Source organism: Winogradskyella sp. (genome assembly GCF_028289625.1).
Taxonomy (GTDB): Bacteria; Bacteroidota; Bacteroidia; order Flavobacteriales; family Flavobacteriaceae; genus Winogradskyella.
This window is the reverse complement of sequence record NZ_JANQOM010000016.1, coordinates 1-24,209: the sequence shown is the minus strand read 5'-3', so window position 1 is coordinate 24,209 and position 24,209 is coordinate 1. Positions and strand designations below refer to the sequence as shown.

Genomic DNA, 24,209 nt, shown 5'->3' with positions numbered 1-24,209 from the left:
AATGTAAGTTCTAAAGCACTCGTTATAATGAGCTCATTTTTTATAGAGTATACTTAAATGCTAAAATCAAATTCCTTCCAGCAGCTGCAATACCAGAAGAGTAAGGTCTATAGCGCTGGTCTGTTATGTTTTCTAAACTTGCTGTAAACGTAAACTTATCGTTCCAAAAGTATTGCGCTCTAAAATTTACGGTATGCCAAGATGGCGAATAGGGATTTCCGTTAGCGTCCGAAGCGTACAGGTAGTCTTTGGATAGCTCAGAGGGTGCTAATTGATTAAAGGACAACTCATTATTATAGATTAAAAAAGCGTCTAAAAGTAATTTGTTCCTATTCCAAACTAAATGTGTTCTACCAAAATTAGGTGCCACATGCCTTACTGGCACCTCAACACCATTATTGTCTTCGGTCCCACCAATGATATTGTATTGTGAGCGCATTTTTAGATAATCGGAGAAATTAATCTCTGCTCCTATTTCAAAACCATATATCCATGCTCTAGACGCATTTTGAATCGCTTGTACTGTACTTAATTCCCCATCATAGATAATTTCGGTGTCGCCATTTAACTCAAAATCTCTTCGTATTAAAGCATTATCTAAAAAGGTATAATAGGTCGCCATATCTAAGATAACGGCATTATCAAAATTCAGCTTTAAACCTAGTTCACCACCATAAGCATACTCAGCTTTTAGATTGTTATTAGGCACTACCACTGATCCAGGCTCAGAATCAAACACTTTACCTATATCGTCAATATTAGGCGCTCTAAAGGCGGTTGAGGCATTGAGCTTCCATTGAATCATATTACTCGGCGACCATGTAATACCAGCTGTTCCTGTAAGTGCGCCAGTATTGACTTCTGCATCATTAAAGGGCAGGTTCAAAAACTCATTGTTCTCTGTAAAATCCGCATTCGCTATAACGTGATTATAGCGTAGTCCCGATTGAAAAACAAACCTAGAATTGGGTTTGTATTTAAAACTCGAATACGCTGCAAAAGATTGCCAAGTCGCACCGTCTGGATAGCGTGTTATATTTTGAGCTATTGTATTGGCCTCGATATTTTCTTCTTGCCCTTCGGACCCGACTATATTGTAGAGATATTCTAAACCATAGAAAAAACTAGTCTTTTGGCTGAGTCTCTTTTCTAGATCGAGATTAAAAGAAATCACGTCTACATTTTCTTCTCGGACTTCTCGTAAAGGTGATCGAAAATCTCTATCCCTACGGCTCTCTTTAAAGTTTTGATAGGCTACAGTAGCTTGAATCTTGTCGTATAAATTTGAACTACTGGTTGTCTTGGTGATCTGAGCATTTCCCATAAACCATTGTTGTGGTCCATATTCCCATTCTGCTGAACGTAGGGTTTCTCCTCTTGGCCTTAATAATCGGTCGTATCTCGGATAGTCTGACGTTGTTGTAAAGTATAATCCAAAATCAAATTTGAGATTATCAGATGGTTCATAGTGTATTTTTTGCATCAAATTGATTTGACTGTAAGCTGTAGGCTTTTGAATCTGAGGATCATTATTTGGTACTATAACATCTTCGCCATTTTGTCTTATGACGTATTCAGGTCTTAGATAGTCGTCCGGACCATTGCTACCCATTCTTAGGTCATCAAAATCCGTATAGCTAACATTAGTCAAAAACGCCCATTTTTTATAGCCAAGATTTAAGTCAAAATGTCCCGTTTTTTCCATATTAGCTGTACTATAACGCAACAAGGCATTGCCATCTATAAGCAATTCGTCCTTATAAGATAACTGAGGTTTTTTGGTATAGAAGCTCATCACACCGCCAATAGCATCACTACCGTAAACTACAGAACCTGCACCTAAAGTAACTTCAGTGCTTTGTACGGATAACGGATCTATAGAAATTACATTTTGAAGATTTCCGCCTCTAAATATCGCATTATTCATCCTTACACCATCAACTGTTATAAGCAATCGATTGGTTGAGAAACCACGAATCATAGGGCTTCCACCACCCATTTGGCTTTTTTGTATAAAAACATTTCCAGAATTATCTAATAAATCAGCACTTGTTTGTGGATTAGCCAATGTGATATCTTTGGCATTAATACTTACTATGGATTGAGGTATGTCCCGTTTACTTTGTTCAAACTTAGAGACCGAAATAACTATTTGATCAAGACCCTCAATCTTTGGTGTTAAATAAATGGTATAATTATTCTCTGCAATCTCAAACTTTCGCAATTGCATTTTTTCATACAACAAATTCTGAAAAAAAATAATCTCGCGTGGATTGAATTTATCTAGCTTGGCTTTTCCAACACTATCAGTAACCACATACTTGGTTTTCTTTAAATTGTATAGGGCAACACTTGGAATAGGTTGGCCATTACCTTCTTCTAAAACGGTAATAGTCTGGGAAAACGACACCTGTAAAAAAAGAAATAAAACAACATTAAAAATGATATTACATTTCACTTTTATGTACATTTTCATTAAAATCTCTTCGTAAAAAATCGCTAATGAAATACATCATTAAGCACTTGCAATGACTTAGGTTTTTTAAAACCGTCCAAATGTAACTCAAAATAATACAATAACATATTTAAAAAATCTTGTCGTCGTTTTGCATTAATCTTTATAGTATTTAACTCATCAAAATTTATGCCCAACAATTGTTTTAGCAATGTTAAATTTTCGTCCTTAATTGAGTAAATTCCAGAGGGTGATACTTCAAAAATTCCAGATTCTAGATTAAAATAAGGGTAGTCTATATTTAGGGTTTCTGGCTGAAACCCTAGATATCGTGTTAGTTTCAACAAAAACAATAAATGAAAATTTGAATACTGTTCTTCGCTATCCAAATATTGCAACGCAGTTTGTATATAGTTGTAAAGTGCTTCATTTTTTTCCTCTTCCCTAAGCACTACAGAAAGAATTTCTGATAAAAACAATACAATGGCACTTTTGTAAACATTACTATGAAGACTCTTATAAATATAATTTGGTTTTACCTCCTTCATATTCTGAAGCTGCCTGTTAGGCTTAAAATCCTCTACAATCTGAAGCTGAGAAAGCACCTGAAAGTAAACAGTCTTAGTATGGCTTTTTTTAGATTTTAAAACCCCTCGCAAAATATAGCTTACCACACCTCTTTGTTCCGTATAACACCTTACAATAAGATCGTTATCCTTATACTTTAGTTTGGAAAGGACAATACTATTATTTTTTGTAAGCATATTTAACGTACAATAAGAACCTTAAGGACTTTGGTTTCAAAGGAATCTAAATCTGAAATCATTACGAGATACACACCTGTTCTTACTACAGAATTTGCTAAATTTCTACCATTCCAAATAGCTGTACCTCCATCAATGGCAAAATTATAATTGGCAGTTGAGGATCTTAAGTTGATATTAGACTGAGCTTCTGCTACTAAGTTGCCTTCAACATCAGTAATTTTAATATTGACTCTTTCTGTAAGGCCACTTATCTTAATGCCCTTGTTAATATCATTTAGGTCATTGAATCCTAATATGTTGTACTCTGGCCTTACAGGATTAGGATATACAAAAGCATCCTCTAAAGTCTCCTCAGGTTTCGATCCGCCTGCTCTAAAAGCTAACATACCGCTAATTGTAGCTATATAAACAATACCATTATCTGGATCTATAGAAATGTCATTAATTCTGTTAGACGGTAATGGGGAATTATCCGTTGTGAAGTGAAAAATGGTATTTTGCCCATCTGGTGAAAAATAAAAAACACCCGAATCTACAGTTCCTACCCATTTATTATTTGAACCATCTACCTCTATATCTGTAATTGTTTGCCCTGCAAGCAGTTCTTGTGGGATACCATCCTCTAATATTATTATTGAACTTAATGTAGGATTGGGATCGTCATAAAAACCAGAGGTATTAAACAAGACTCTTAAGCCTTGAAATGTACCAACCCAAAGCTGATTTCTATTATCAATAGCTAATGAAGTTACTCTTGGAAAAGGCAAATTCTGTTCTTCTGAAGCTATATTTCTAAGAGGACTACTCCCTATGTTTTCATTAAAAGCATAAAGTCCATTAGAGTAACCACCTATCCACTTGGTCCCATTGTTGTCAATATCAATATCATAAAAACCAAGTTCGTCACCAGGATCATCAATAATACTTGAAAAGTCATAGCTAGTCCAGTTTCCCGTATTTGGGTCATATGATTTTAAAGGTCTTTGTAACCGTGATGTCAATGACCATAAAAATCCATTCCTATCAAAGATAGAGGTTGTAAGTCTAAGGCTAATGAAATCTGGGGAACCAGGAACTATTAAAGATTCCAAACCACTATTATCTTGATTATATAAGATTGTTGGCTCAAAATTATTAATCTCCAATATTCCATCTTCACAAGAGTTTATAAAAACTTGATTGGGATTAAATGGATTAGTGGCTATCTCTGAGAGGTTTCTTGCTCCTAAAACACTATCAAAAGGGATACTTTCCCATACATCATCTCTATAATAATTCAATCCTCTAGATCTAAGCGGTGAAGGATTAAATGATTCTGTATAATCCCCAAAACTTGCCCAAACAATACCTGTTTCTGCATCTAAGCGAAAAATCTCATTGAATAAAGGCCCATTAGGTTTTATTGCTGTAAAGAATGTATTGTCAAAGGTCGAACTTCTTAATACTCCAAAATCAGTAGATCCTATAAAAACATCATTTTCTACAAATGTTGCAGAAGTAAAATCGGTATCGAATTCTTCTGAAGGCTGATAACTATTAACTAACCCTATATTTTGATCATAAACATATACTATATTAGCTACCGTAGTAACTATATAATTACTCCCTGAAATATGAGTGTCCGCTGGATTTGCTGGAAAATTAAATAGAATATTTACAATAGTACCATCTACTTCGACTAAATCCCTATTGAATCTTATGGCATATATTTTATCAGAAAGTGTATTCACTGACCTAAAATTTCCCCCAAGAAATGTCTGCCATTGTTGAAAATCAATAAGGTTAGGATTGTTTAAATCTGCTCTTTTTAATCCGTTATTATTGCCACAGGCGACGAAAATCTCATTATTAAGAACTGTGACCTGATTTACATTGATTTGAGCCCCTCCATTTCCCAAAAAATAAGTATCGCCAAACTCTAATCGATCTAAATCATAAACTGAAACACCGAAGTCCGTAGAAATATAAACGAAACCCTCATGTTCATAGAAGTGATTGATCCGCTTCCTTGAAGGAGCTATATTTTCTTTCTCCAAAATATCTACAACCGAAAGCACTGATTCATCTGTTTCAAAATAAATTTCAATTAATCCTGTTTCATAACCTATTAATAGACTTTGATAAAACTCACTATAATAAATTGTAGTTATTTGCTCACCTGACAGGCCCTCTACTGTTGTAATAGTATTCATTTGGTCTGACAAAGTATCATATCCAAAAATTGCATTTTGGGCAGCAGCATAAATTTTATTATTACCCTCCACAACATCTACAATATCATTGTAAGAGTAGTGTGCTTGCCATAACGATGAAAAGTCTTGGGAGTAACCCTTAAGTAAAATCAAAAAGGCCAAAGAAACAAGCAAGACCTTAAAACTCATTTTGTCCATCAAAAGATTTGTTTTGTCAAATATATTTAATAGTAACGATATTATGGTTTTAATAATATATACTAACCCAATAAAAAAGCCTTCATAAAAAATGAAGGCTTCTTATATTTAACAAAAATTCTATACTACTCCTTGTGCCAGCATAGCATCCGCTACCTTAACAAAACCAGCTATATTAGCACCTCTAATATAGTCGATTGAGCCATCATCATTTTTACCATATTCAACACAGGCATCATGAATATCTTCCATAATATCTTTCAACCGAGCATCAACTTCTTCTCTCGTCCAGCTTAAACGCAACGAATTTTGGCTCATCTCTAAACCTGATGTTGCAACCCCGCCTGCATTAGATGCCTTTCCTGGTGCAAATAATATTTTGGCTTTTTGAAACTCGTGAATCGCCTCTGGTGTAGATGGCATATTTGCCCCTTCGGAAACACAAATACAACCATTTTCAATTAATTGTTTAGCTTCATTACCATTAAGCTCATTTTGGGTAGCACAAGGCAAAGCTATATCGCATTTTACTGACCATGGTCGTTCTCCTGCCACATAAGTAGCATTAGGATACTTATCAACATATTCTTTGATTCGTCCTCTTTTTACATTCTTTAATCCCATAACGAATTGTAATTTTTCGTTATCGATACCTTCTTCATCAACAATATAACCACCAGAATCCGAAAGGGTTAGTACAATAGCTCCTAGTTCAATGGCCTTCTCGGCAGCAAACTGAGCTACATTACCTGATCCTGATATCACAACATTCTTTCCTTTAAAGGAATCCCCTTTTGTTTTTAGCATATTCTCAGCAAAATACACATTGCCATATCCGGTAGCTTCTGGTCTAATTAAAGACCCACCCCAAGATTGACCTTTGCCGGTTAACACCCCAGTAAAGGTGTTATTCAATTTCTTATACATTCCAAACATATATCCAATCTCTCTAGCACCTACTCCAATATCTCCAGCCGGAACATCTGTGTTATGTCCAATATGTCTATATAATTCAGTCATAAATGCATGACAAAAACGCATGACCTCATTGTCAGATTTTCCTTTAGGGTCAAAATCAGAACCTCCTTTACCACCACCCATAGGCAATGTCGTCAAGCTATTCTTAAAAACTTGCTCGAAGGCTAAAAACTTTAAAATACTTGCATTTACAGTAGGATGGAAACGCAATCCGCCTTTATAAGGTCCAATAGCAGAGTTCATTTGTACTCTGTAACCTCTATTGACTTGTATTTCTCCGGAATCATCTACCCAACTGACTCTGAATGACAATAATCTTTCTGGTTCCACCATTCTTAAAAGAATATTCTTACCATGGTATATGTCATGCTTAACGATATAAGGGATAACTGTTTCAGCTACCTCTTGAACAGCTTGTAAAAACTCAGGTTCGTGCCCGTTTCGCTTTTTTACAAGATCTAAAAAAGCTTCAATTTTATTTTTCATATAAAAAATTGTTAAGAAATTGTGATTTACAAGGTGCAAAGATACATTATCTTCAAAAATAACACCTTATTTTTTTCATATTCTCAATTATTTTTTGAATATCTCAGAATTGTAATGAAATTCTTCTCCTTAACAAGAAACTTGCATTTTATCCGTTTTATTTGGTAGTTCGTCGAGTTTTTATATATTTGTTCGGCAACATCTTAATCATATTTTGTTATATGGCAGTACATGTTAAAAAACTATTTACTTTGTTTGCTTTACTATTATCAATGCAAACAACATCGGCCCAATTGGGTTTCTCTCACGAAATAGGGGCATTTGTTGGTGCTGTTGCATTTCAATCTGATTTTGGTGTTAGAAGTGATTTTGAAACCAACTCAGGTAATACAGGTATTGCTATAGGAATAGTACATTACATTAATTTTGCTTATCGTGCTGATTGTAATTGTTATTCTACAGATACTTATTTTAACGACCACTTTAAGCTTAGAAGTGAAATTTCTTGGAATAAGACAACACTAAATCACTTTGGAAAATGGGTAGACAACGCCCGTACCACTGATAATGCAGATCGATTAAGAGCGCATTCTGGTGAGGCCCAAAACTGGGATGTCGGTATGCAATTAGAATATTTTCCGAGGAGTATTAGGGCATTTTCTGCTGGTGTATACTCTTTTGCTCCATTTGCCGCACTTGGAGCACATTATGTATCTTTTAATCCATCCGTAGAGACTACCTATGGTGATGGCAACGTTTTGAATAACAACAATTTTTATAGTTTTTGGGATGATGCTTCTGGTGGAGATCCATTCATTAATCCCGACTCGGGTTCTACATGGTCTGTCGTAGCTAGTATCGGAACACGTTATAAACTTACCATACTCTCTGACCTATTTGTAGAGTTGAGATGGCAATACTATTTTGATGATTTCGTAGATGGATTGAATCATAAATTACCGTCTAACGAAGCAAACGATTGGAATTTATGGTTAAACTTCGGCTATATTTATTACCTAGATTAGACTATAACCTTCTGTCATAACATAAAAAGAAAACCGAATCCTTTAGATTCGGTTTTCTTTTTCAGATTATTCATTCATCCAATCGCTTGTTTTAAGTCTGCTATCAAATCTTCTTCATCTTCTATCCCAACACTTAATCTTATTAAAGAATCTACAACTCCTGTTTTTTCACGCTCCTCCTTTGGGATACTTGCGTGGGTCATACTTGCAGGATGCCCTGCTAAAGATTCAACTCCTCCAAGAGATTCTGCTAATGTGAAAATTTTAAGTCTCTCTACAATTCTGATAGCTCCCTCATAGTCATTACCTTCTGTCGTAAAAGATACCATCCCTCCAAAATCTTTCATTTGCGATTTTGCGACATCGTGGTTGGGGTGACTTTCAAAACCTGGCCAGTATACTTTTCCAATCTTTGGATGACTCGCTAAATATTCTGCAACGGCCTTTCCATTTTCACAATGCCTCTGCATTCGAATATGCAAGGTTTTTATTCCTCTCAGCACTAAAAATGAATCTTGCGGTCCACAAACTGCACCACTTGCATTTTGAATAAAATAAAGCTTATCGGCTAAGTCCTTATCTTTTACAACTAATGCACCCATGACCACATCACTATGTCCACCTAAATATTTTGTTGCTGAATGCATCACAATATCAGCACCCAAATCTAAAGGTTGCTGTAGGTAAGGAGTAGCAAAAGTGTTGTCTACACCCAATAAAATGTTATGTTTTTTTGCAATCCCAGAAACAGCTACTATATCTATAACATTCATCATTGGGTTGGTTGGCGTCTCCACCCAAATCAACTTAGTTTTAGGAGTAACATATTGTTCGATTTTATTTGCATTTTCCATTCCGATGAAATGGAACTTTATTCCAAAATCTTCATATACTTTTGTAAAAAGCCTATAGGTTCCACCATATAAATCGTTTGTAGAAACTACTTCATCACCAGGCTGCAACAACTTTATGACCGCATCAATAGCAGCCAAACCTGAACCAAATGCCAGTCCATAATTTCCGTTCTCAATACTTGCAAAGGCTTTTTCTAGCGCATTTCGTGTCGGATTATGAGTTCTGGAATATTCATAGCCCTTATGACCACCAGGCGTCGATTGGGCATAAGTTGTGGTTTGATAAATCGGAGGCATTACCGATCCGTAAGCTGGGTCGTGTTCTTGACCCCCATGTATGGTTTTTGTATTGAATTTCATAGTTTTAATAAATTAAAATGCCTTAGACGTCTTACAGAAACAAACTTTACAGAAAGGCGTATTTAGAGCAACAAATTTAACTGATAATTCGTTGTATTCAAACCAGTGTTATACCTTTATCGTAACCTTCTAAAAATCTATTACTTGTGAAACGCATTACATTAATATTAATAATTTTATGTCTTCTGAATTCGTGTAAATCTGAATATGAGGCCATAGCTTTCGTGACAGTTGCTATAAAAAACTCCTATGAGGCACAGATTTCGGCTAATATTGATAGGGCCTCTGGAAAAGACGAATTGAGTGAAAAGATAAATTCTAATATAGAAGCCACTATAACTTCTTCGCTAAGTGAAAACTCCGATAAGAAAAAACTAGAAACTGTTTTAAACGATTTTAATCAAGAATATTTAGACTTTAAAAATGATTTTCCAGAAGATTCTGAACCAACTTGGGAATTACATATTGAAACCGAGAAAACCTTTCAATCTGTAGCCTTAATCAGTATTGCCATCAACACTTACGAATTCAAGGGCGGCGCACATGGCAGCGATAGAATTATCTTCTTGAATCTTAATGCTGAAACGGGTGACATTCTTAGTCAAAATGACATCATCAAAGACCCTGATGATTTTAAAGAACTGGCTGAAACCTACTTCAAAAAATCACTTGAAAACACAAATAATAAAATGAAGATGGAAGATTTCTTCTTTGGAAAACCATTTCAACTTCCAGAAAATATAGGCTATAGTGATGACGGATTGGTTTTACTTTATAATATTTATGAAATTGCCTCTTACAATCAAGGTTATACGGAATTTGTAATTCCATTTGAAGAAGCTGAGCCCTACTTAAAACTCTATTAGTTTGCTCTTTTTGTTAATCGTTTAATTATAGGTTCTACAGTTAGCCCTTGGCCTAAGATAGAAACAATGACTACGATATAAGTTATAACCAAAAACAATTCCCTATGCATATCTTGGGTTAAACTCAATGCTAAAGCTATTGAGATACCACCACGCAATCCTCCCCAAGTCATAATCAAATTCGTTTTAGGCACAAAATCTAATCGTTTTGCAAAGAATTTTATAGGTAACCAAAGTGACATATAGCGACACATTAAGATTATTGGAATCGCCAACAAGCCCGCATAAATATAATTACCTTCTAAAGTCAACACCAACATCTCCATACCAATCATTATGAATAAAATAGTATTTAAAAGTACATCAACCAATTCCCAGAATTTGTCAACATAAGCTTCTGTTGTTTCGGACATGGCTGTTTCACGCAATGTATCGTTGCCTACAATTAATCCTGCTGTGACCATAGCAAGCGGAGCGGATAAATGGAACTTATGCGCTAACATGGTTCCACCCATCACAGCAGATATGGTTAAAATAACTTCAATTTCATAATTATCTATGGATTTCATTAAGCGGTAGGTAATCCATCCTAAAAATAATCCTAAGGCTACACCACCAATCACTTCCTGACCGAAAAGCGTTGCAATATCAGAAAATTCTACAGCTGCATTTGGCTTTGCGGCTATAGCAAAAATCGTTAAGAATACAACAACTCCAACACCATCATTAAATAACGATTCACCTACTATTTTTGTCTCCAGTTTTTTAGGAGCTCCCGCTTTTTTCAAAATACCTAATACTGCTATTGGGTCTGTAGGAGATATCAAAGCACCAAAAAGTAAGCAATTTATAAAAGTCACCTCTAAGCCAATCCAATTTAAAACATAGAACATGATAATTCCGACCAAAAACGTGGATACAAGAACACCAAGTGTTGCAAAAGCCAAAATCGGCCCTCTTTGTACTTTAAGCTGATCGAAATTAGTATGCAAAGCACCTGCAAACAATAGGAAGCTCAGCATTATATCGAGCAAAACCGTTTCAAAGTCTATACTATTAATAAATGCTTTTTCACGCAACAAGAGTGTGTCATCAAACTGGGCAATACCAAGAATAATCACTGTAAAGACAATAGTAATGAGCATTAGACCTATGGTAATCGGAAGCTTTAAAAAGCGAACATTGATATATCCAAAAATAGCTGAAAGTACAATTAGAATTGTTGCAATAGAATAGTATTCCATAGAATTATATTTTTCTTAAATGTAATTATTTTTCGTTTTAAATACGGTTACTTTACAGTCTTAAATCCAATCAAATTTAAATATGGCAAAAATATATTATTTAAGCACTTGTAATACCTGCATGAGAATTATAGATGAGCTTAACTTACCAGATAATTTTCAGCTTCAGGATATAAAAAATGAAGCTATTACCACTAATCAAATTGAAGAAATGAGGGCACTTACTGAGAGCTACGAAAGTTTATTTAGCAAACGTGCAAGGCTATATAAAGAACTCAATTTAAAAAATAAGTCTCTTTTCGAAGAGGACTATAAAAACTATATTCTAGAACATTATACATTTTTAAAGCGTCCTGTGATACTTTTTAAAAATCAGATTTTTATTGGCAATTCTAAAAAAGTTGTAGAAGCTGCCAAAAAAGCGATACATGTATAGTCGTAGGTCTGCGCTTATAGCTCTTTTTGCGGTTCAACTTTTATACGGTCTTAATTACACCTTTGCAAAGACCGTAATGAACGGGAATTTTATTAAACCTTCAGGGTTTGTATTATTAAGGGTTATTGGAGCTACAGCTCTGTTTTGGTTAATCAGTATCTTTTTACCAAAGCAAAAAATTGAAAAAAGAGACTTTCTAAGGTTCTTTATAGCCGCTATCTTTGGTGTGGTTGTCAATATGCTATTTTTTCTCAAGGGTTTAGAGTACACCTCTCCCATACATGCGTCCGCCATCATGGTTATTGTACCCATCATCATTTTGGTTTTGTCAGCCATTATTTTAAAAGAACATATAACTAAGCTCAAAATATTAGGTGTTTTTTTGGGTTTAATTGGCGCTTTGGTGTTAACGATTTATGGAAAATCCGCTAGAGCTGCTGATAATGTTGCTCTTGGAAATCTAATGATTTTTTTAAATGCTATATCATATAGTATTTATGTTATATTAGTTAAGAGATTAACAGAGAAGTACCACCCTCTTACATTTATAAAGTGGTTATTTTTATTTGGGTTGATCATGCTAATTCCATTTGGTTATAGTGAATTACAAGCCGTAAAGTGGGAGAGTTTTACGCCTTACATTACGTTCTCAGTGTTGTTTGTAGTCATTGGTGCCACATTTGGCACCTATTTGTTAAACCCATTTGCACTTAGCAAACTAAAAGCATCAACCGTTGGTATTTTTATTTATCTTCAACCTGTTATTGCAGGCCTCTTCGCGCTCACTATGGGAGCAGATTTTATAGATACCATTAAAATTCTAGCGATGCTCCTCATTTTTACAGGCGTATATTTAATATCTGTTAAACCGAAAAAAGTACATTAATTTGTCTTTAGCATCTAAAATATTTCAGTCCGTTGGTGACATCCCAAAAAACTATTGGGAACATCTAAATTGTACTTCAAATATTTACTACTCTCCAGAATTTCTGAAAGCTTTTGAACTTGCGAATACAGATATACAGTTTAACTATATTTTCATATTAAAAGAAGATAAAGCCATAGCGTTTGCTAATACGCAATTGGTCACTATAGGCATCGAAACTATTACCAAGAATATTAGGATGTCGCCAAAGTTAAGGCAACTAGTCAACAATATATTTTGCAACAATAGTATAAGGGTCTTGTTTTGCGGCAATGTTTTTTTGAGCGGTGAATATGGTACATTTCTAAAAGAGGGCGAACCAAAAGTTGAGACTTTTATAGCTATTGCAAAAGCCGTAAAGACATTATACAGATGCAAACGGCTTCATACTATTTTTATCAAGGATTTTGAAGACGAATCACTCTACATTACCGACCATTTAAAATCATTTGATTATGGGTCCATGCATGTAGAGCCTAATATGATTATTTATCTAAAGCCAGAGTGGCAATCCTTTAACGATTATACTAATGCATTAAAGTCTAAGTATAGAGTAAAGGCTAATAGAGCTGATACCAAAAGTGAAGCCTTAGATGCCAAGTTTTTTAATGATGAGGATATAAAAACTCACAAAGATGAGCTTCAGGCACTGTACCAAAACACGATTGACAATGCAGATTTTAATGCCCAGATTTTAAACCTCGATACTTACGTGCATCTCAAAAACACATATGAAGATAGGTTCATTGTAAAAGGTTATTTCTTAGATAATGAACTGGTAGGGTTTTTATCAGCAATGCAAAACGGCAATCATCTCGATGCTCATTTTATTGGTATTGACTATTCCAAGAATAAAACGTACGGCATCTATCCCAGAATCTTAAATGATTATATAAGAATAGGTATCGAAACAAAATCGAATCAAATTAATCTGGGTAGAACGGCTTCTGAAATTAAAAGTACTTTAGGTGCACAACCAAAAACTTTGACCTGTTATTGTAAGCACAAACACTATTTGCCCAATCAGATTTTGAAACCGTTTATTAAGAATGTGCAAATAAAATCTTTTAAACAACATCAACCGTTTAAATAATGCCTACTTATATAATGGTTTTGGACGCCTACCGTGTTTCCGTGTGTCTTCCTTGGTAAGAATTTTAAAATCTTCAGATTTTGGAAATTGCCCTGCCAAATTGAGCAATGGCTTAGGTAAAGCGGCCAGTTTTCGGGCTTTTAAGTCTATCCAACCTCCTTGCATCTCACAATAAGCTAGGTTATCACCTTTTTGGTTATAAAAATTATGTGTGAACATAAAAAACATGCCATCTTCGCTCAAACCCGATACCTCAATAGTCACTGTTATAGGTGCACCTATGAAGGACTCTTCAAAGTAGTACATATGTTCATAAAATACTACAGGACCAACACTGTGCTTTCTTATTTCGGGCATAGAAAACCCTTGTTCATTAAAAAAGGACATCCTTGCATGGCTCATAAAATTAGTATAGGCAGAATTAGCGAGGTGTCCATTAGCATCAACATCGCTCCAACGAATTTCAAATTGTTTTTTATACATTTTTTCGAACTTAAAACTGAATAGCAAAGTTAGAAAAAATAGTATGCGCGCATAATATATCAAGTTCATTTAACTCTAATTTTATGCCAGTTCAATTTTGTACCTTTGCGCAACTTTAATCGCATCGCATTAATGATACAATCTATGACCGGTTATGGGAAATCTGTTTTGCAACTCCCAACCAAAAAAATATCTATTGAATTAAAATCTCTAAACAGCAAGAATTTAGACGTCAATGCCAGAATGCCCTCTATGTATCGTGCTAAAGAACTAGATATAAGAAAAGGCATTGCCAAACATCTAGTTCGTGGTAAGATTGATTTTTCCTTGTATGTAGAGATTACGGGTGAAGACGCGAGTTCAAAAATCAATAAAACCGTAGTCAAAGAATATATAAAGCAACTTAAAGAGGTTGTTGATGGAGATACAACAGAATTGCTAAAAATGGCAATCCGTTTACCTGATGCCGTAACCACAGAGCGTGATGATATTGACGAAGAAGAGTGGAACATCATAGCCAACGGTATTAATGATGCCATTTCAAAAATTGTGGCTTACAGAGAAGATGAAGGTGAAATATTAAAGCAAGATTTTTTAGAAAGGGTCACCACTTTAAAACAATTGTTAGAAAAAGTTATTGAAATGGATCCCGAGCGAATTGAAGGAGTTAGAGCTCGACTAGAGAAAGGTATTGCAGAGATAAAAGAAAAAGTAGATGAAAATCGTTTTGAGCAAGAACTCATCTACTATATAGAGAAGTTTGACATAACCGAAGAAAAAGTAAGGTTGGATAATCATTTAGATTATTTCATCAAAGCCTTAAATTCAAACGACTCCAACGGGAAAAAGCTTGGTTTTATATCGCAAGAAATCGGGCGGGAAATAAATACGATAGGGTCTAAATCCAATTACGCACCAATGCAGAAACTAGTCGTACAAATGAAGGATGAGCTCGAAAAAATTAAGGAACAACTATTGAATGTTCTTTAAGTAAAAACTATTTTTCTGTGTTAAAAGAAGCAACAAAACAAGGCAAATTAATCGTATTCTCAGCACCTTCAGGATCGGGAAAAACTACTATTGTCCGCCATTTACTAAAACAAGAAGAACTCAATTTAGAGTTTTCTATTTCTGCAACTTCAAGAGAAAAACGCGGCAATGAACAACACGGTAGGGACTATTATTATTTATCGCTTAAGGAGTTTAAGAATAGAATTAAAGCGGATGATTTTTTAGAATGGGAAGAAGTCTACAGAGATAATTTTTACGGTACTTTAAAGACCGAGATAGAACGCATATGGGCTAAAGGCAAACATGTCATTTTTGATATAGACGTATCTGGAGGCTTACGTATAAAACGTAAATTCCCTGATCAAACCTTGGCTGTTTTCGTAAAACCACCAGATTTGAATGAATTGGTTAGACGTTTGAAAGAACGAGGTGAGGAAAGTGAGGATAAAATTAGTATGCGCGTGGCTAAAGCACCAGCAGAATTAGCTACAGCACCTTTGTTTGATGTTATTGTTGTTAATTCTAATTTAGAAAGTGCGTTAGAAAATGCTTATAAACTCGTTTATGATTTTATAAATAAATAAGTATGAATATTGGGCTTTATTTTGGCACTTTTAATCCCATACATGTTGGGCATCTAACCATAGCGAACCATCTCGCTGAGCGTAGTGATTTAGATCAGGTATGGTTTGTTGTAACTCCTCAAAGTCCATTTAAGAAAAAGAATAATATGCTCGATAATCACCAACGACTAGAGATGGTTTACCGTGCTACAAAAGATTATACCAAGCTGCGCCCTAGTGATATTGAGTTCGGGCTAAAACAACCCAATTATACAATAGATACACTTACCTATTTGTATGAAAAATTTCCAGAATACCAGTTTGCCTTAATTATGGGCGAAGACAACTTAAAAAGCTTTCATAAATGGAAAAATTATGAACTTATCCTAGAAAATCATAATATCTATGTTTATCCTAGATTAACTGGAGGAAAAGTTGACACAAGATTTAACAACCATCCCAAAATTTTTAACATTTCTGCCCCAATAATGGAGCTATCTTCAACGTTTATAAGACAAGAAATTAAGGCTGGAAGGAATATTCGCCCGATGTTACCCGATAAAGTGTGGCATTATATAGACGAAATGAATTTTTATAAACAATTTAAAAGTTAGTACAGTTTAGCTTTTATTTTCTTCGAAAGAATAATTATTTTTAACTTACATAAAATTGAGAAAGAAATGACATTTACCATAGTTTTTTTGACCGCTATTATTGCCCTAATCGTATCAAAAACCAAGACTATTGTTTTAAGAAATAATTTAAGTGCTTCGAACGAAAAACGTGTTCTTATGGCTGGTGTTCTTCTTATACTTTTTCTAATTACAAATGCTACTTTGCCTTATCCCGAATCGCTTTACTGGTTTATTGGACTAAGTGTCGTTTTTGTAAGTATCTTTTTAACCCTAAGTGTGCTTAAAAAAGAAATGAGACGGTTTTTATCCTTAGATGCTAAGGATAAAATAGTAAATGTATTGTTTTACAGTCTTTTAATTATAGTAACTAATATTTACCTCTAGAAGTGATAGAATGCATTCTCAAGGTGTTCTATTATAAAATCTTGTTTTTCTTTAACGATAGCAATTATATCAAATCGTACTTCAAGATTTAAGTTGTTTTCAGTAACATACTCGTCAACTGCTTTTACTAAGTTTTTTATTTGTTTTGGCTTAACAAAATCTTGTGGATTTCCAAAGTCTGATGTAGAACGTGTTTTCACTTCAATAATTGCAAGTATATTATCCTTTTTAGCGATGATATCTACTTCAGCTTTGTCGAAACGGTAATTTTGTTGTACAATATCATAGTTGTTTTCAATAAGAAAGTCTACTGCAAGCTGTTCTCCTTTTTTACCTAATTCATTATGTTGAGCCATTTGCCTAAAATAGAAAAATAGTATTACTTTTAAATTCCAGTTTTTTTGATTAGCTAAATTTAAAAATAAATTGACCTTTAATGGATTTTCCCTTTAGTTTTAATGAAAAAAGTTCATTGCTATTGATATTCTTTTTCCATGGTATTGTATTCTCATTTATATTATTACGAAAAGGAATTATTCATAATAATAAAGCGAGCAAATGGTTAAGTTTATTGTTGTTTCTTTATGCTATGTATATTACCCCATACATGCTAGGCTATGCTGGATGGTATTCTGATAATTATGAAATAACACCAGACATTCTTTTTTTCGTACCCTTTATGCAAGTCTTACTTATAGGTCCTGTTGTTTACTTTTATTCTAAAAGTCAATTGAATCGGAGTTATAAACTAACCAGAAGGGACTATATTCATTTCATTCCTGCAATCCTATACATGATATATAGCCTTGTGGTTTTTGTTACTGACAAATTAATTTTAAATGAGTATTATTTCTATGCAGATCGCAAAGATAAGGATTTGGCAAATTGGTATCAAATAGCTGGTTTGGTATCCATGGCATTTTACCTTGTTTTAAGCTTACGCTATTACTCAAATTATAAGAATTTACTTTTTGCTAAAGTAAGTTATGCCGATTCTATATTGTTTAAATGGATGAGAAACTTTATGATTGCCTTTTTAGGTATTCTTGTACTTCGTGTAATCTTTTTCATTACTAATCCAGAATGGGGAAATTTTGGAAGTCAGTTTTGGCATTATATTGCCTTTTCATTTGTCTTTTATTATATAGCTATTACAGGCTACAGCAGTGTCATTAAACAAATAGCTTTAGAAGGCGAAAAATTAAGAATTGTTAATGTTTTTGATGAAGACGTATCAGTCATCGAAAACAATAGTAAACAAAGTGGTAATGATAGCGGGTACGATGAATGGAAAGATAAACTATCCCAGTTAATGACAAAGCAACGATTGTTTGAAAACCCTAGACTTACACTCTCTGACGTAGCCAAAGAATTAAATATTACGACTAAGGCTGTTTCTTCTACTGTTAATTCTGGTTTCAATATGAATTTTAATGACTTTGTTAATCATCACAGAATTGAAGCAATAAAGGAAAAACTGAGCAATGGCGAACACAATCGTACTACCTTATTGGGAATTGCTTTAGATTCTGGATTTAACAGTAAAGCTACTTTTAACAGGGCATTTAAGAAAAGTACGTCTCTCTCACCTAAGGATTTTATTGAAAAATTATCTTAAAACAAGTCTCAAATCGAGATTTGAAGCGTTTGATATTACATTTTAGATGAGATTTGCTGAAAACAATTTCTTAGTCATGAAAACTATCATTTCATTTTTTACCATTCTAATATCATTAACTATTAATGCACAACAACTAACAAAACAATTGAAGCAAATCGATTCAATTGTAGAATCTAAACTCAAGGAAAATCATCCCGGCATAGCTGTAGGGATTGTGAAAGACGGTAAAATCATCTATGAAAAATACTGCGGACTATCAAATCTTCAACATCAGGTAAACTTTAACAAAAAGACCAGGTCAAACATCGCCTCTACTGCCAAACAATTTACAGCTTTAATGGTTTTGGATTTATCGCTTGAAGGAAAACTCAGTCTAGACGATGATATTAGAATTTACCTGCCTAATCTATACAAAAATATAGATGATAAAATCAGAATTAGGCATTTAATTAATCATACAAGTGGTATTCGCGATTATGTTGAGCTATTGGATTTGGAAGGAAATGTCTGGTGGCAACGGTTTAAATTAAACAATGATGATGTGATGGAGTTGCTAGAAAAACAAGACGATTTAGGATTCCGACCCGCATCAAAATATAGCTATAGTAACTCCAATTATATTGTGCTTACTAAAATTATCGAAAAAGTTACTGGTGAAACATTTAATGATTACTCAAAACAATACTTTGAGGGTTTAGGTATGTATGAAACCGCTTTTGTTGAAAAATATATGGCCGTAATTCCCAATAGAGCGAATCCCTATTCCGATTGGGGAAGCGGTAAGTGGTGGGAGGTTCCTACGGTTACAAAAACAAATGGTGAAGGATTTTTATTTACAACTTTAAACGACCAATTAATCTATGAGCAAGCGGTTCAAAATGCCAATCGTGATAATAACCAACTGTTAATTCAAAGCCAGAAACCAATCCCTAATAGCGAAATTAGAACTTACGGCTTTGGATTGGAGTTAAAGGACCGATTGGGTAGAAAATCTGTATATCATTCTGGAGGCACTTACGGTTTTCATTCACAAACCTATCGTTTCCCTGAGGAGAAACTTACGGTATTCATTATGAGCAATAACGGCAATATAAGCAGTAACCTAATTGCCCAGGAAATTGCAAAAATACTGCTTCCAAAAATTGATAAAGAAGACAAATACGATGCCAATTTCTATAACAGAGTGAGTGTGCTAAAAGAAGGGAAGAAATCGCAAATTGAAGGACAGTATAACTTCCCAAATAACGAAAAGTTAGTTCGAATCGTTAACGAGAATGGAAAAACCTATTGGAAAGAAGGAAACTATCTCAATCTTGAAATGGTGGCCGATGGGGAGAACACGTATTCATTTGCTAATTATCCCAAAATAAAAGTCGTTTTTTATGACGATAAAATGGTAGAATATTACACTTCTGGAAGAACTATGATTTATGAAAGAACTATGGACTCACCAGCTTCTTTTTCTGATATAGAGGGTTTTTTAGGAACTTATTATAATGGTGAATTAGAAATAAGTTTTGAGTTGATGTTAAGCCCAGAAAAGGAATTGAAACTTAAGTTATCAAATGAAGAAGGCACAAGTGATGTTCAGGTCTTTAACAAAAATTATTTATTGGCCAGAGACAACTATATCATAAAAATACAACGAGATGCATTCGATAGAGGTACTAGCGTATTGCTCACTTATGGTAGGGCTGAGAATATAAAATTTAAAAAGAAGACCAACCTAAAATTTCAACCTAAAGTAAAAACTGAAAATGGCTATATACAAGTCACTACAATAGGCCCAAAAGACGGTGATACTGCTGATATACTCCTAACTAAAAATTATCCCAATGGCAATGAAATATGGTCAAAAAGACTTGGTGGAAGTAGCTACGACAAAGCCAGCTCAATCGTTTCAACTAAAGATGGTTATCTCATAGTTGGTTCAACAAGCTCGTATGGAAAAGGCAATTATGATATTTATGTGATTAAGACAGATAAATCTGGTAAACAAATATGGCAAAACACCTATGGTAAATTTTATAACGACTATGGTTATGCTGCTGAAATCACCGCAAATGGTTACAGGATTAAAGGTACCACTCAAGATTGTCCTAACAATGATGACATTAACAGAAAATGTAAGACAAATGTTTGGTTTGTAGAAATCGATACTGAAGGCAATGAAATCTCAAACAAAGTATTAGAGAAAATCAGTCATGATATGTGATGCTAGAATCCGCCTTATCAACCTTTAGTTTGATAGCTTTACCCAATACTAAAGCTCTATTATCCTTTTCATGTCCAGCGGGCATATTAAAAGCAATAGGGAATTCATATCCCAATAAGGCATCAAGAATAAGTTGTTCAACAGAAGTGCCCCAAAGGGTAGTATTCTTTCTAAGCTTGGTCATGTCACCAACAATTAAACCTTTCAGATTATCAAAATAGCCCGCACGTTTCATGCTCTGTAACATTCTATCAATATGATATTTATATTCACCAATTTCTTCAATAAATAAAATCTTACCTGAGGTATCAATGCTTTCTTTAGAACCCAACATGGTATGAAGCATCGTTAAGTTGCCGCCTATTAATTGGCCATTTGCCTCACCAGTTCTATTGTAGTCAGATCCCTCTAAATTATAATCTGTGGGATTACCAAATAAAGTAGATTTAAACGTATCTACAGATGCTTGAATTTCGTTTAAATTTTCTGTTAAGCTTACACACATTAAAGCATGTAAGGACTCAAAACCTTGATTATGTAGTTGATTATGCAAAGCCGTAATATCACTGTACCCAATAACCCATTTAGGATGTTTTCTAAACTTGGTATAATCCAATTTGTCTAAAATCCTTACCGTTCCATAACCACCTCTAGCACACCAAATAGCGCTTATTTTAGGGTCATCCATAGCGTATTGCAAATCTTCACAACGTTCATCATCCGTACCAGCAAAATGATTAGCTTTACTAAACACATACTTACCAACAATAGTATTTAAACCCCAACTTTTCAATAAGTCTATAGCCTGTTGTACTTCGCGCTCACGATTTTTCAAAATTCCAGAAGGAGCAACAATAGCTACAGTATCACCAGCTTTTAAGTATGGTGGTTGAATTAAATCCGTTATCATTTCAGAAGAATTATCAATTTCATTTTGAGCACAAAGCTGATTACTTAACCCAAAATTAGTTGTAAGGATTATAAGTAAAACTAGACTTCTCAAAATCATAAATACCGCTTTTTGTAAATGTACATTTTTTTTAGAACTGTTTTTATATTATGTACTTTTGTAGCTTTCAAAATATTGAAATGATGTCAAAACGATATACCATAACAGCAGCTTTGCCATATACTAATGGACCCATCCATATTGGTCACTTGGCTGGTGTTTATGTGCCTGCTGATATATATTCGAGATATTTAAGACTAACTGGTAATGATGTTGCATTTATCTGCGGAAGTGATGAACATGGAGTACCTATAACCCTAAAAGCAAAAAAGGAAGGCGTTACACCACAGGATATTGTAGATAAATATCATGTTATCATTAAGAAATCTTTTGAGGATTTTGGTATTTCATTCGACAATTACTCACGTACCTCGGCCAAGATTCATCACAATACAGCTTCGGAATTTTTTAAGACCTTACATAAAAAGAACGAGTTCGTAGAAGAAGTGTCTGAGCAATTATATGACGAGGAAGCTAATCAGTTTTTAGCAGACCGTTTTGTCATTGGCACTTGCCCAAAATGTGGCTATGAAGAAGCTTATGGTGACCAGTGCGAAAATTGTGGCACAAGTCATAACGCTACGGATTTAATCAATCCAAAATCGGCCATAACAGGAAATACACCAACATTAAAAGAAACCAAGCACTGGTTTCTACCCTTAAATAAACACGAAGACTTTTTAAAGGAATGGATTCTAAAAGGCCATAAAAAAGACTGGAAGCCCAATGTGTATGGACAAGTAAAATCCTGGATTGACGACGGATTGCGTCCAAGAGCAGTAACAAGAGATTTGGATTGGGGAATTCCTGTACCAGTAGAAGGTGGTGAAGGCAAAGTGCTTTACGTATGGTTTGATGCGCCAATAGGTTACATCTCTTCGACTAAGGAATGGGCAGCACGTGAAGGTAAAAACTGGGAAGACTACTGGAAAGATAAAGACACGAAGCTCGTGCACTTTATTGGAAAGGATAATATTGTATTTCACTGTATTATTTTTCCCTCTATGCTAAAGGCTGAAGGCTCCTATATTTTACCAGAAAATGTACCAGCTAATGAGTTTTTAAATTTAGAAGGTAATAAACTTTCAACCTCTAAAAACTGGGCGGTTTGGTTACCAGAGTACCTTTTGGATTTTCCTAATCAGCAAGATGTATTACGCTATGCTTTAACGGCAAATGCACCAGAAACAAAGGATAACGATTTTACTTGGAAAGATTTTCAGGCTAGAAACAACAATGAACTCGTAGCCATTTTTGGGAACTTCATTAATCGTGTTGTTGTGCTAACCAACAAGTATTATGATGGTATTATACCACAACCTTCAGATTATAAGTCAATTGATGAAGAAACACTAGCCGCCTTAAAAGCCTATCCTGCTGTACTATCAAGTTCTATTGAGCGTTACCGTTTTAGGGAAGGCAGTCAAGAACTGATGAATTTGGCACGACTTGGCAATAAATACCTGGCCGATGAAGAACCTTGGAAAACTATTAAAACTGACGAAGAGCGCACTAAAACCGTGATGTTTGTAGCCCTTCAAATTGCAACAGCTTTGGCAGTTTTATGTGAACCTTTTCTGCCATTTACTTCAAACAAGTTGAAAAGCATTTTAAAATCTGAAAACAATACCTGGGACGATGTTTATATAAGAGATATCCTATTACCACATGGACATACTATTCAAACTGGAAAACCAGAATTGCTCTTTTCAAAAATTGAAGATTCAGAAATCCAAAAACAGCTTGATAAACTAGCCGCTAATAAAAAAGCCAACGAAGCTTCTAAAAAAAGTGTTGAACCTCAAAAGGAGGAAATCACCTTTGATGATTTTACAAAACTAGACTTAAGGGTAGGTACTATTTTAGAAGCCGAGAAAATGCCAAAGACCAAGAAGCTTTTGGTTTTAAAAGTGGATACAGGTATCGATACGCGAACTATTGTTTCGGGAATTGCCGAAAGTTTTAAACCCGAAGAGATTATTGGAAAGCGCGTCACTGTTTTAGTGAATTTGGCACCACGTAAATTAAGAGGTGTCGAAAGCCAGGGTATGATTCTAATGGCTGAGGATGAAACTGGGAATCTAGTCTTTGTAAATCCAAGTATTGAAGGTGTGAAAAATGGCTTAAGGATTAGTTAAACATATTGCCATTTCCCCGATTTTTGCCCATCTTTATAAAAAACCACTTACAATGCCAAAAATCACACGCATAGCCCTCTTCTTTCTTCTGGCCAACGTTTCCGTTACAAAATCGCATGCCCAATCCGAGCCTGTTGTCGATGCCTACGAAGACTATACCGAAGCGCCACGTGAGATCGCCTACGTGCACCTCAACAAGTCCACCTACATCAAGGGCGAGATGATGGGCTTTACCGCCTACCTGCTGGACAAGGCCACAAAGTCGCTCTCG

22 protein-coding genes are annotated in these 24,209 nt (G+C 34.6%); 13 read left to right on the top strand and 9 right to left on the bottom strand.

Annotated elements, in window-relative coordinates:
* Positions 1–40 precede the first annotated feature (40 nt).
* The 4 genes from Q0992_RS03725 to gdhA form a co-directional block, all read right to left on the bottom strand.
* Positions 41–2,476: a TonB-dependent siderophore receptor gene (locus Q0992_RS03725; RefSeq protein WP_299520741.1), complete on the bottom strand. Its 2,436-nt coding sequence runs from the start codon at positions 2,474–2,476 to the stop codon at positions 41–43.
* Between the two features lie 23 nt (positions 2,477–2,499).
* Entirely contained in the window at positions 2,500–3,219 is a 720-nt protein-coding gene (gene recO, locus Q0992_RS03720) for a DNA repair protein RecO (RefSeq protein ID WP_299520735.1), read from the bottom strand.
* 2 nt (positions 3,220–3,221) lie between these two features.
* A complete protein-coding gene (locus Q0992_RS03715) occupies positions 3,222–5,603 on the bottom strand; it encodes a two-component regulator propeller domain-containing protein (RefSeq protein WP_299520728.1) in 2,382 nt (793 codons plus the stop codon).
* Positions 5,604–5,732: 129 nt separating this feature from the next.
* Positions 5,733–7,076, bottom strand: coding sequence for an NADP-specific glutamate dehydrogenase (gene gdhA / locus Q0992_RS03710; RefSeq protein ID WP_299520720.1), 1,344 nt, complete (start codon positions 7,074–7,076; stop codon positions 5,733–5,735).
* Positions 7,077–7,348: 272 nt separating this feature from the next.
* Here gdhA and Q0992_RS03705 point away from each other — a divergent pair, with 272 nt between their 5' ends.
* Positions 7,349–8,101, top strand: a complete 753-nt coding sequence (locus Q0992_RS03705; protein WP_299520713.1) for a glutamate dehydrogenase — start codon at positions 7,349–7,351, stop codon at positions 8,099–8,101.
* A gap of 74 nt (positions 8,102–8,175) precedes the next feature.
* Here Q0992_RS03705 and Q0992_RS03700 read toward each other — a convergent pair whose 3' ends face one another.
* Entirely contained in the window at positions 8,176–9,315 is a 1,140-nt protein-coding gene (locus Q0992_RS03700; protein WP_299520706.1) for a cystathionine gamma-synthase, read from the bottom strand.
* Positions 9,316–9,461: 146 nt separating this feature from the next.
* Here Q0992_RS03700 and Q0992_RS03695 point away from each other — a divergent pair, with 146 nt between their 5' ends.
* Complete coding sequence (locus tag Q0992_RS03695) at positions 9,462–10,181, top strand: DUF3298 and DUF4163 domain-containing protein (RefSeq protein WP_299520700.1); 720 nt, start codon at positions 9,462–9,464, stop codon at positions 10,179–10,181.
* Here Q0992_RS03695 and Q0992_RS03690 read toward each other — a convergent pair.
* On the bottom strand, positions 10,178–11,425 hold the full coding sequence (locus Q0992_RS03690; RefSeq protein ID WP_299520681.1) for a sodium:proton antiporter: 1,248 nt from the start codon (positions 11,423–11,425) through the stop codon (positions 10,178–10,180). The genes Q0992_RS03695 and Q0992_RS03690 overlap by 4 nt on opposite strands.
* An 82-nt stretch (positions 11,426–11,507) precedes the next feature.
* On the opposite strand from Q0992_RS03690, the gene Q0992_RS03685 reads away from it, so the two are divergent.
* The 3 genes from Q0992_RS03685 to Q0992_RS03675 are packed head-to-tail and all read left to right on the top strand — an operon-like array spanning position 11,508 to position 13,879.
* Positions 11,508–11,861: an arsenate reductase family protein gene (locus Q0992_RS03685; protein ID WP_299520664.1), complete on the top strand. Its 354-nt coding sequence runs from the start codon at positions 11,508–11,510 to the stop codon at positions 11,859–11,861.
* Positions 11,854–12,747, top strand: a complete 894-nt coding sequence (locus Q0992_RS03680; protein ID WP_299520644.1) for a DMT family transporter — start codon at positions 11,854–11,856, stop codon at positions 12,745–12,747. Before Q0992_RS03685 ends, Q0992_RS03680 begins: the two co-directional genes overlap by 8 nt.
* A 1-nt stretch (position 12,748) precedes the next feature.
* Positions 12,749–13,879, top strand: a complete 1,131-nt coding sequence (locus Q0992_RS03675) for a peptidogalycan biosysnthesis protein (protein ID WP_299520636.1) — start codon at positions 12,749–12,751, stop codon at positions 13,877–13,879.
* Positions 13,880–13,882: 3 nt separating this feature from the next.
* Here the strand turns inward: Q0992_RS03675 and Q0992_RS03670 are convergent, their stop codons facing one another.
* The gene (locus Q0992_RS03670; RefSeq protein ID WP_299520631.1) at positions 13,883–14,362 is read right to left on the bottom strand and encodes a thioesterase family protein; all 480 of its coding nucleotides are present in this window, start codon (positions 14,360–14,362) and stop codon (positions 13,883–13,885) included.
* Positions 14,363–14,494: 132 nt separating this feature from the next.
* On the opposite strand from Q0992_RS03670, the gene Q0992_RS03665 reads away from it, so the two are divergent.
* The 4 genes from Q0992_RS03665 to Q0992_RS03650 all read left to right on the top strand — a co-directional run bounded on the left by Q0992_RS03665 (position 14,495) and on the right by Q0992_RS03650 (position 16,955).
* Positions 14,495–15,352 (top strand): YicC/YloC family endoribonuclease, encoded by an 858-nt coding sequence (locus Q0992_RS03665; protein ID WP_299520625.1) that lies wholly within the window; start codon positions 14,495–14,497, stop codon positions 15,350–15,352.
* A gap of 17 nt (positions 15,353–15,369) precedes the next feature.
* Complete coding sequence (gene gmk / locus Q0992_RS03660; protein WP_299520617.1) at positions 15,370–15,957, top strand: guanylate kinase; 588 nt, start codon at positions 15,370–15,372, stop codon at positions 15,955–15,957.
* Positions 15,958–15,959: 2 nt separating this feature from the next.
* Entirely contained in the window at positions 15,960–16,550 is a 591-nt protein-coding gene (gene nadD / locus Q0992_RS03655; RefSeq protein WP_299520615.1) for a nicotinate (nicotinamide) nucleotide adenylyltransferase, read from the top strand.
* Positions 16,551–16,616: 66 nt separating this feature from the next.
* Positions 16,617–16,955, top strand: a complete 339-nt coding sequence (locus Q0992_RS03650) for a hypothetical protein (protein WP_299520613.1) — start codon at positions 16,617–16,619, stop codon at positions 16,953–16,955.
* Here Q0992_RS03650 and Q0992_RS03645 read toward each other — a convergent pair.
* Positions 16,952–17,311, bottom strand: coding sequence for a YraN family protein (locus Q0992_RS03645; protein ID WP_299520611.1), 360 nt, complete (start codon positions 17,309–17,311; stop codon positions 16,952–16,954). The two genes, Q0992_RS03650 and Q0992_RS03645, sit on opposite strands and share 4 nt — an antisense overlap.
* Before the next feature lie 80 nt (positions 17,312–17,391).
* Here Q0992_RS03645 and Q0992_RS03640 point away from each other — a divergent pair, with 80 nt between their 5' ends.
* Entirely contained in the window at positions 17,392–18,573 is a 1,182-nt protein-coding gene (locus Q0992_RS03640; protein ID WP_299520609.1) for an AraC family transcriptional regulator, read from the top strand.
* Positions 18,574–18,649: 76 nt separating this feature from the next.
* Positions 18,650–20,791 carry a serine hydrolase gene (locus Q0992_RS03635; RefSeq protein WP_299520607.1) on the top strand — a complete coding sequence of 714 codons (2,142 nt, stop codon included), beginning with the start codon at positions 18,650–18,652 and terminating at the stop codon, positions 20,789–20,791.
* Here the strand turns inward: Q0992_RS03635 and Q0992_RS03630 are convergent.
* On the bottom strand, positions 20,775–21,797 hold the full coding sequence (locus tag Q0992_RS03630; RefSeq protein WP_299520803.1) for an LD-carboxypeptidase: 1,023 nt from the start codon (positions 21,795–21,797) through the stop codon (positions 20,775–20,777). The two genes, Q0992_RS03635 and Q0992_RS03630, sit on opposite strands and share 17 nt — an antisense overlap.
* Positions 21,798–21,883: 86 nt before the next feature.
* On the opposite strand from Q0992_RS03630, the gene metG reads away from it, so the two are divergent.
* Positions 21,884–23,938, top strand: a complete 2,055-nt coding sequence (metG, locus tag Q0992_RS03625) for a methionine--tRNA ligase (protein ID WP_299520801.1) — start codon at positions 21,884–21,886, stop codon at positions 23,936–23,938.
* Between the two features lie 52 nt (positions 23,939–23,990).
* Positions 23,991–24,209: hypothetical protein (locus Q0992_RS03620; RefSeq protein WP_299520604.1), on the top strand; the 219-nt coding region annotated here is incomplete at its 3' end.

Bases quoted from the DNA above. Each gene is read 5' to 3' on its own strand.
- Q0992_RS03725 (WP_299520741.1), bottom strand. From the start codon at position 2,476: ATGAAAATGTACATAAAAGTGAAATGTAATATCATTTTTAATGTTGTT.
- recO (WP_299520735.1), bottom strand. From the start codon at position 3,219: ATGCTTACAAAAAATAATAGTATTGTCCTTTCCAAACTAAAGTATAAG.
- Q0992_RS03715 (WP_299520728.1), bottom strand. From the start codon at position 5,603: ATGAGTTTTAAGGTCTTGCTTGTTTCTTTGGCCTTTTTGATTTTACTT.
- gdhA (WP_299520720.1), bottom strand. From the start codon at position 7,076: ATGAAAAATAAAATTGAAGCTTTTTTAGATCTTGTAAAAAAGCGAAAC.
- Q0992_RS03705 (WP_299520713.1), top strand. From the start codon at position 7,349: ATGCAAACAACATCGGCCCAATTGGGTTTCTCTCACGAAATAGGGGCA.
- Q0992_RS03700 (WP_299520706.1), bottom strand. From the start codon at position 9,315: ATGAAATTCAATACAAAAACCATACATGGGGGTCAAGAACACGACCCA.
- Q0992_RS03690 (WP_299520681.1), bottom strand. From the start codon at position 11,425: ATGGAATACTATTCTATTGCAACAATTCTAATTGTACTTTCAGCTATT.
- Q0992_RS03685 (WP_299520664.1), top strand. From the start codon at position 11,508: ATGGCAAAAATATATTATTTAAGCACTTGTAATACCTGCATGAGAATT.
- Q0992_RS03680 (WP_299520644.1), top strand. From the start codon at position 11,854: ATGTATAGTCGTAGGTCTGCGCTTATAGCTCTTTTTGCGGTTCAACTT.
- Q0992_RS03670 (WP_299520631.1), bottom strand. From the start codon at position 14,362: ATGTATAAAAAACAATTTGAAATTCGTTGGAGCGATGTTGATGCTAAT.
- Q0992_RS03665 (WP_299520625.1), top strand. From the start codon at position 14,495: ATGATACAATCTATGACCGGTTATGGGAAATCTGTTTTGCAACTCCCA.
- nadD (WP_299520615.1), top strand. From the start codon at position 15,960: ATGAATATTGGGCTTTATTTTGGCACTTTTAATCCCATACATGTTGGG.
- Q0992_RS03650 (WP_299520613.1), top strand. From the start codon at position 16,617: ATGACATTTACCATAGTTTTTTTGACCGCTATTATTGCCCTAATCGTA.
- Q0992_RS03645 (WP_299520611.1), bottom strand. From the start codon at position 17,311: ATGGCTCAACATAATGAATTAGGTAAAAAAGGAGAACAGCTTGCAGTA.
- Q0992_RS03640 (WP_299520609.1), top strand. From the start codon at position 17,392: ATGGATTTTCCCTTTAGTTTTAATGAAAAAAGTTCATTGCTATTGATA.
- Q0992_RS03635 (WP_299520607.1), top strand. From the start codon at position 18,650: ATGAAAACTATCATTTCATTTTTTACCATTCTAATATCATTAACTATT.
- metG (WP_299520801.1), top strand. From the start codon at position 21,884: ATGTCAAAACGATATACCATAACAGCAGCTTTGCCATATACTAATGGA.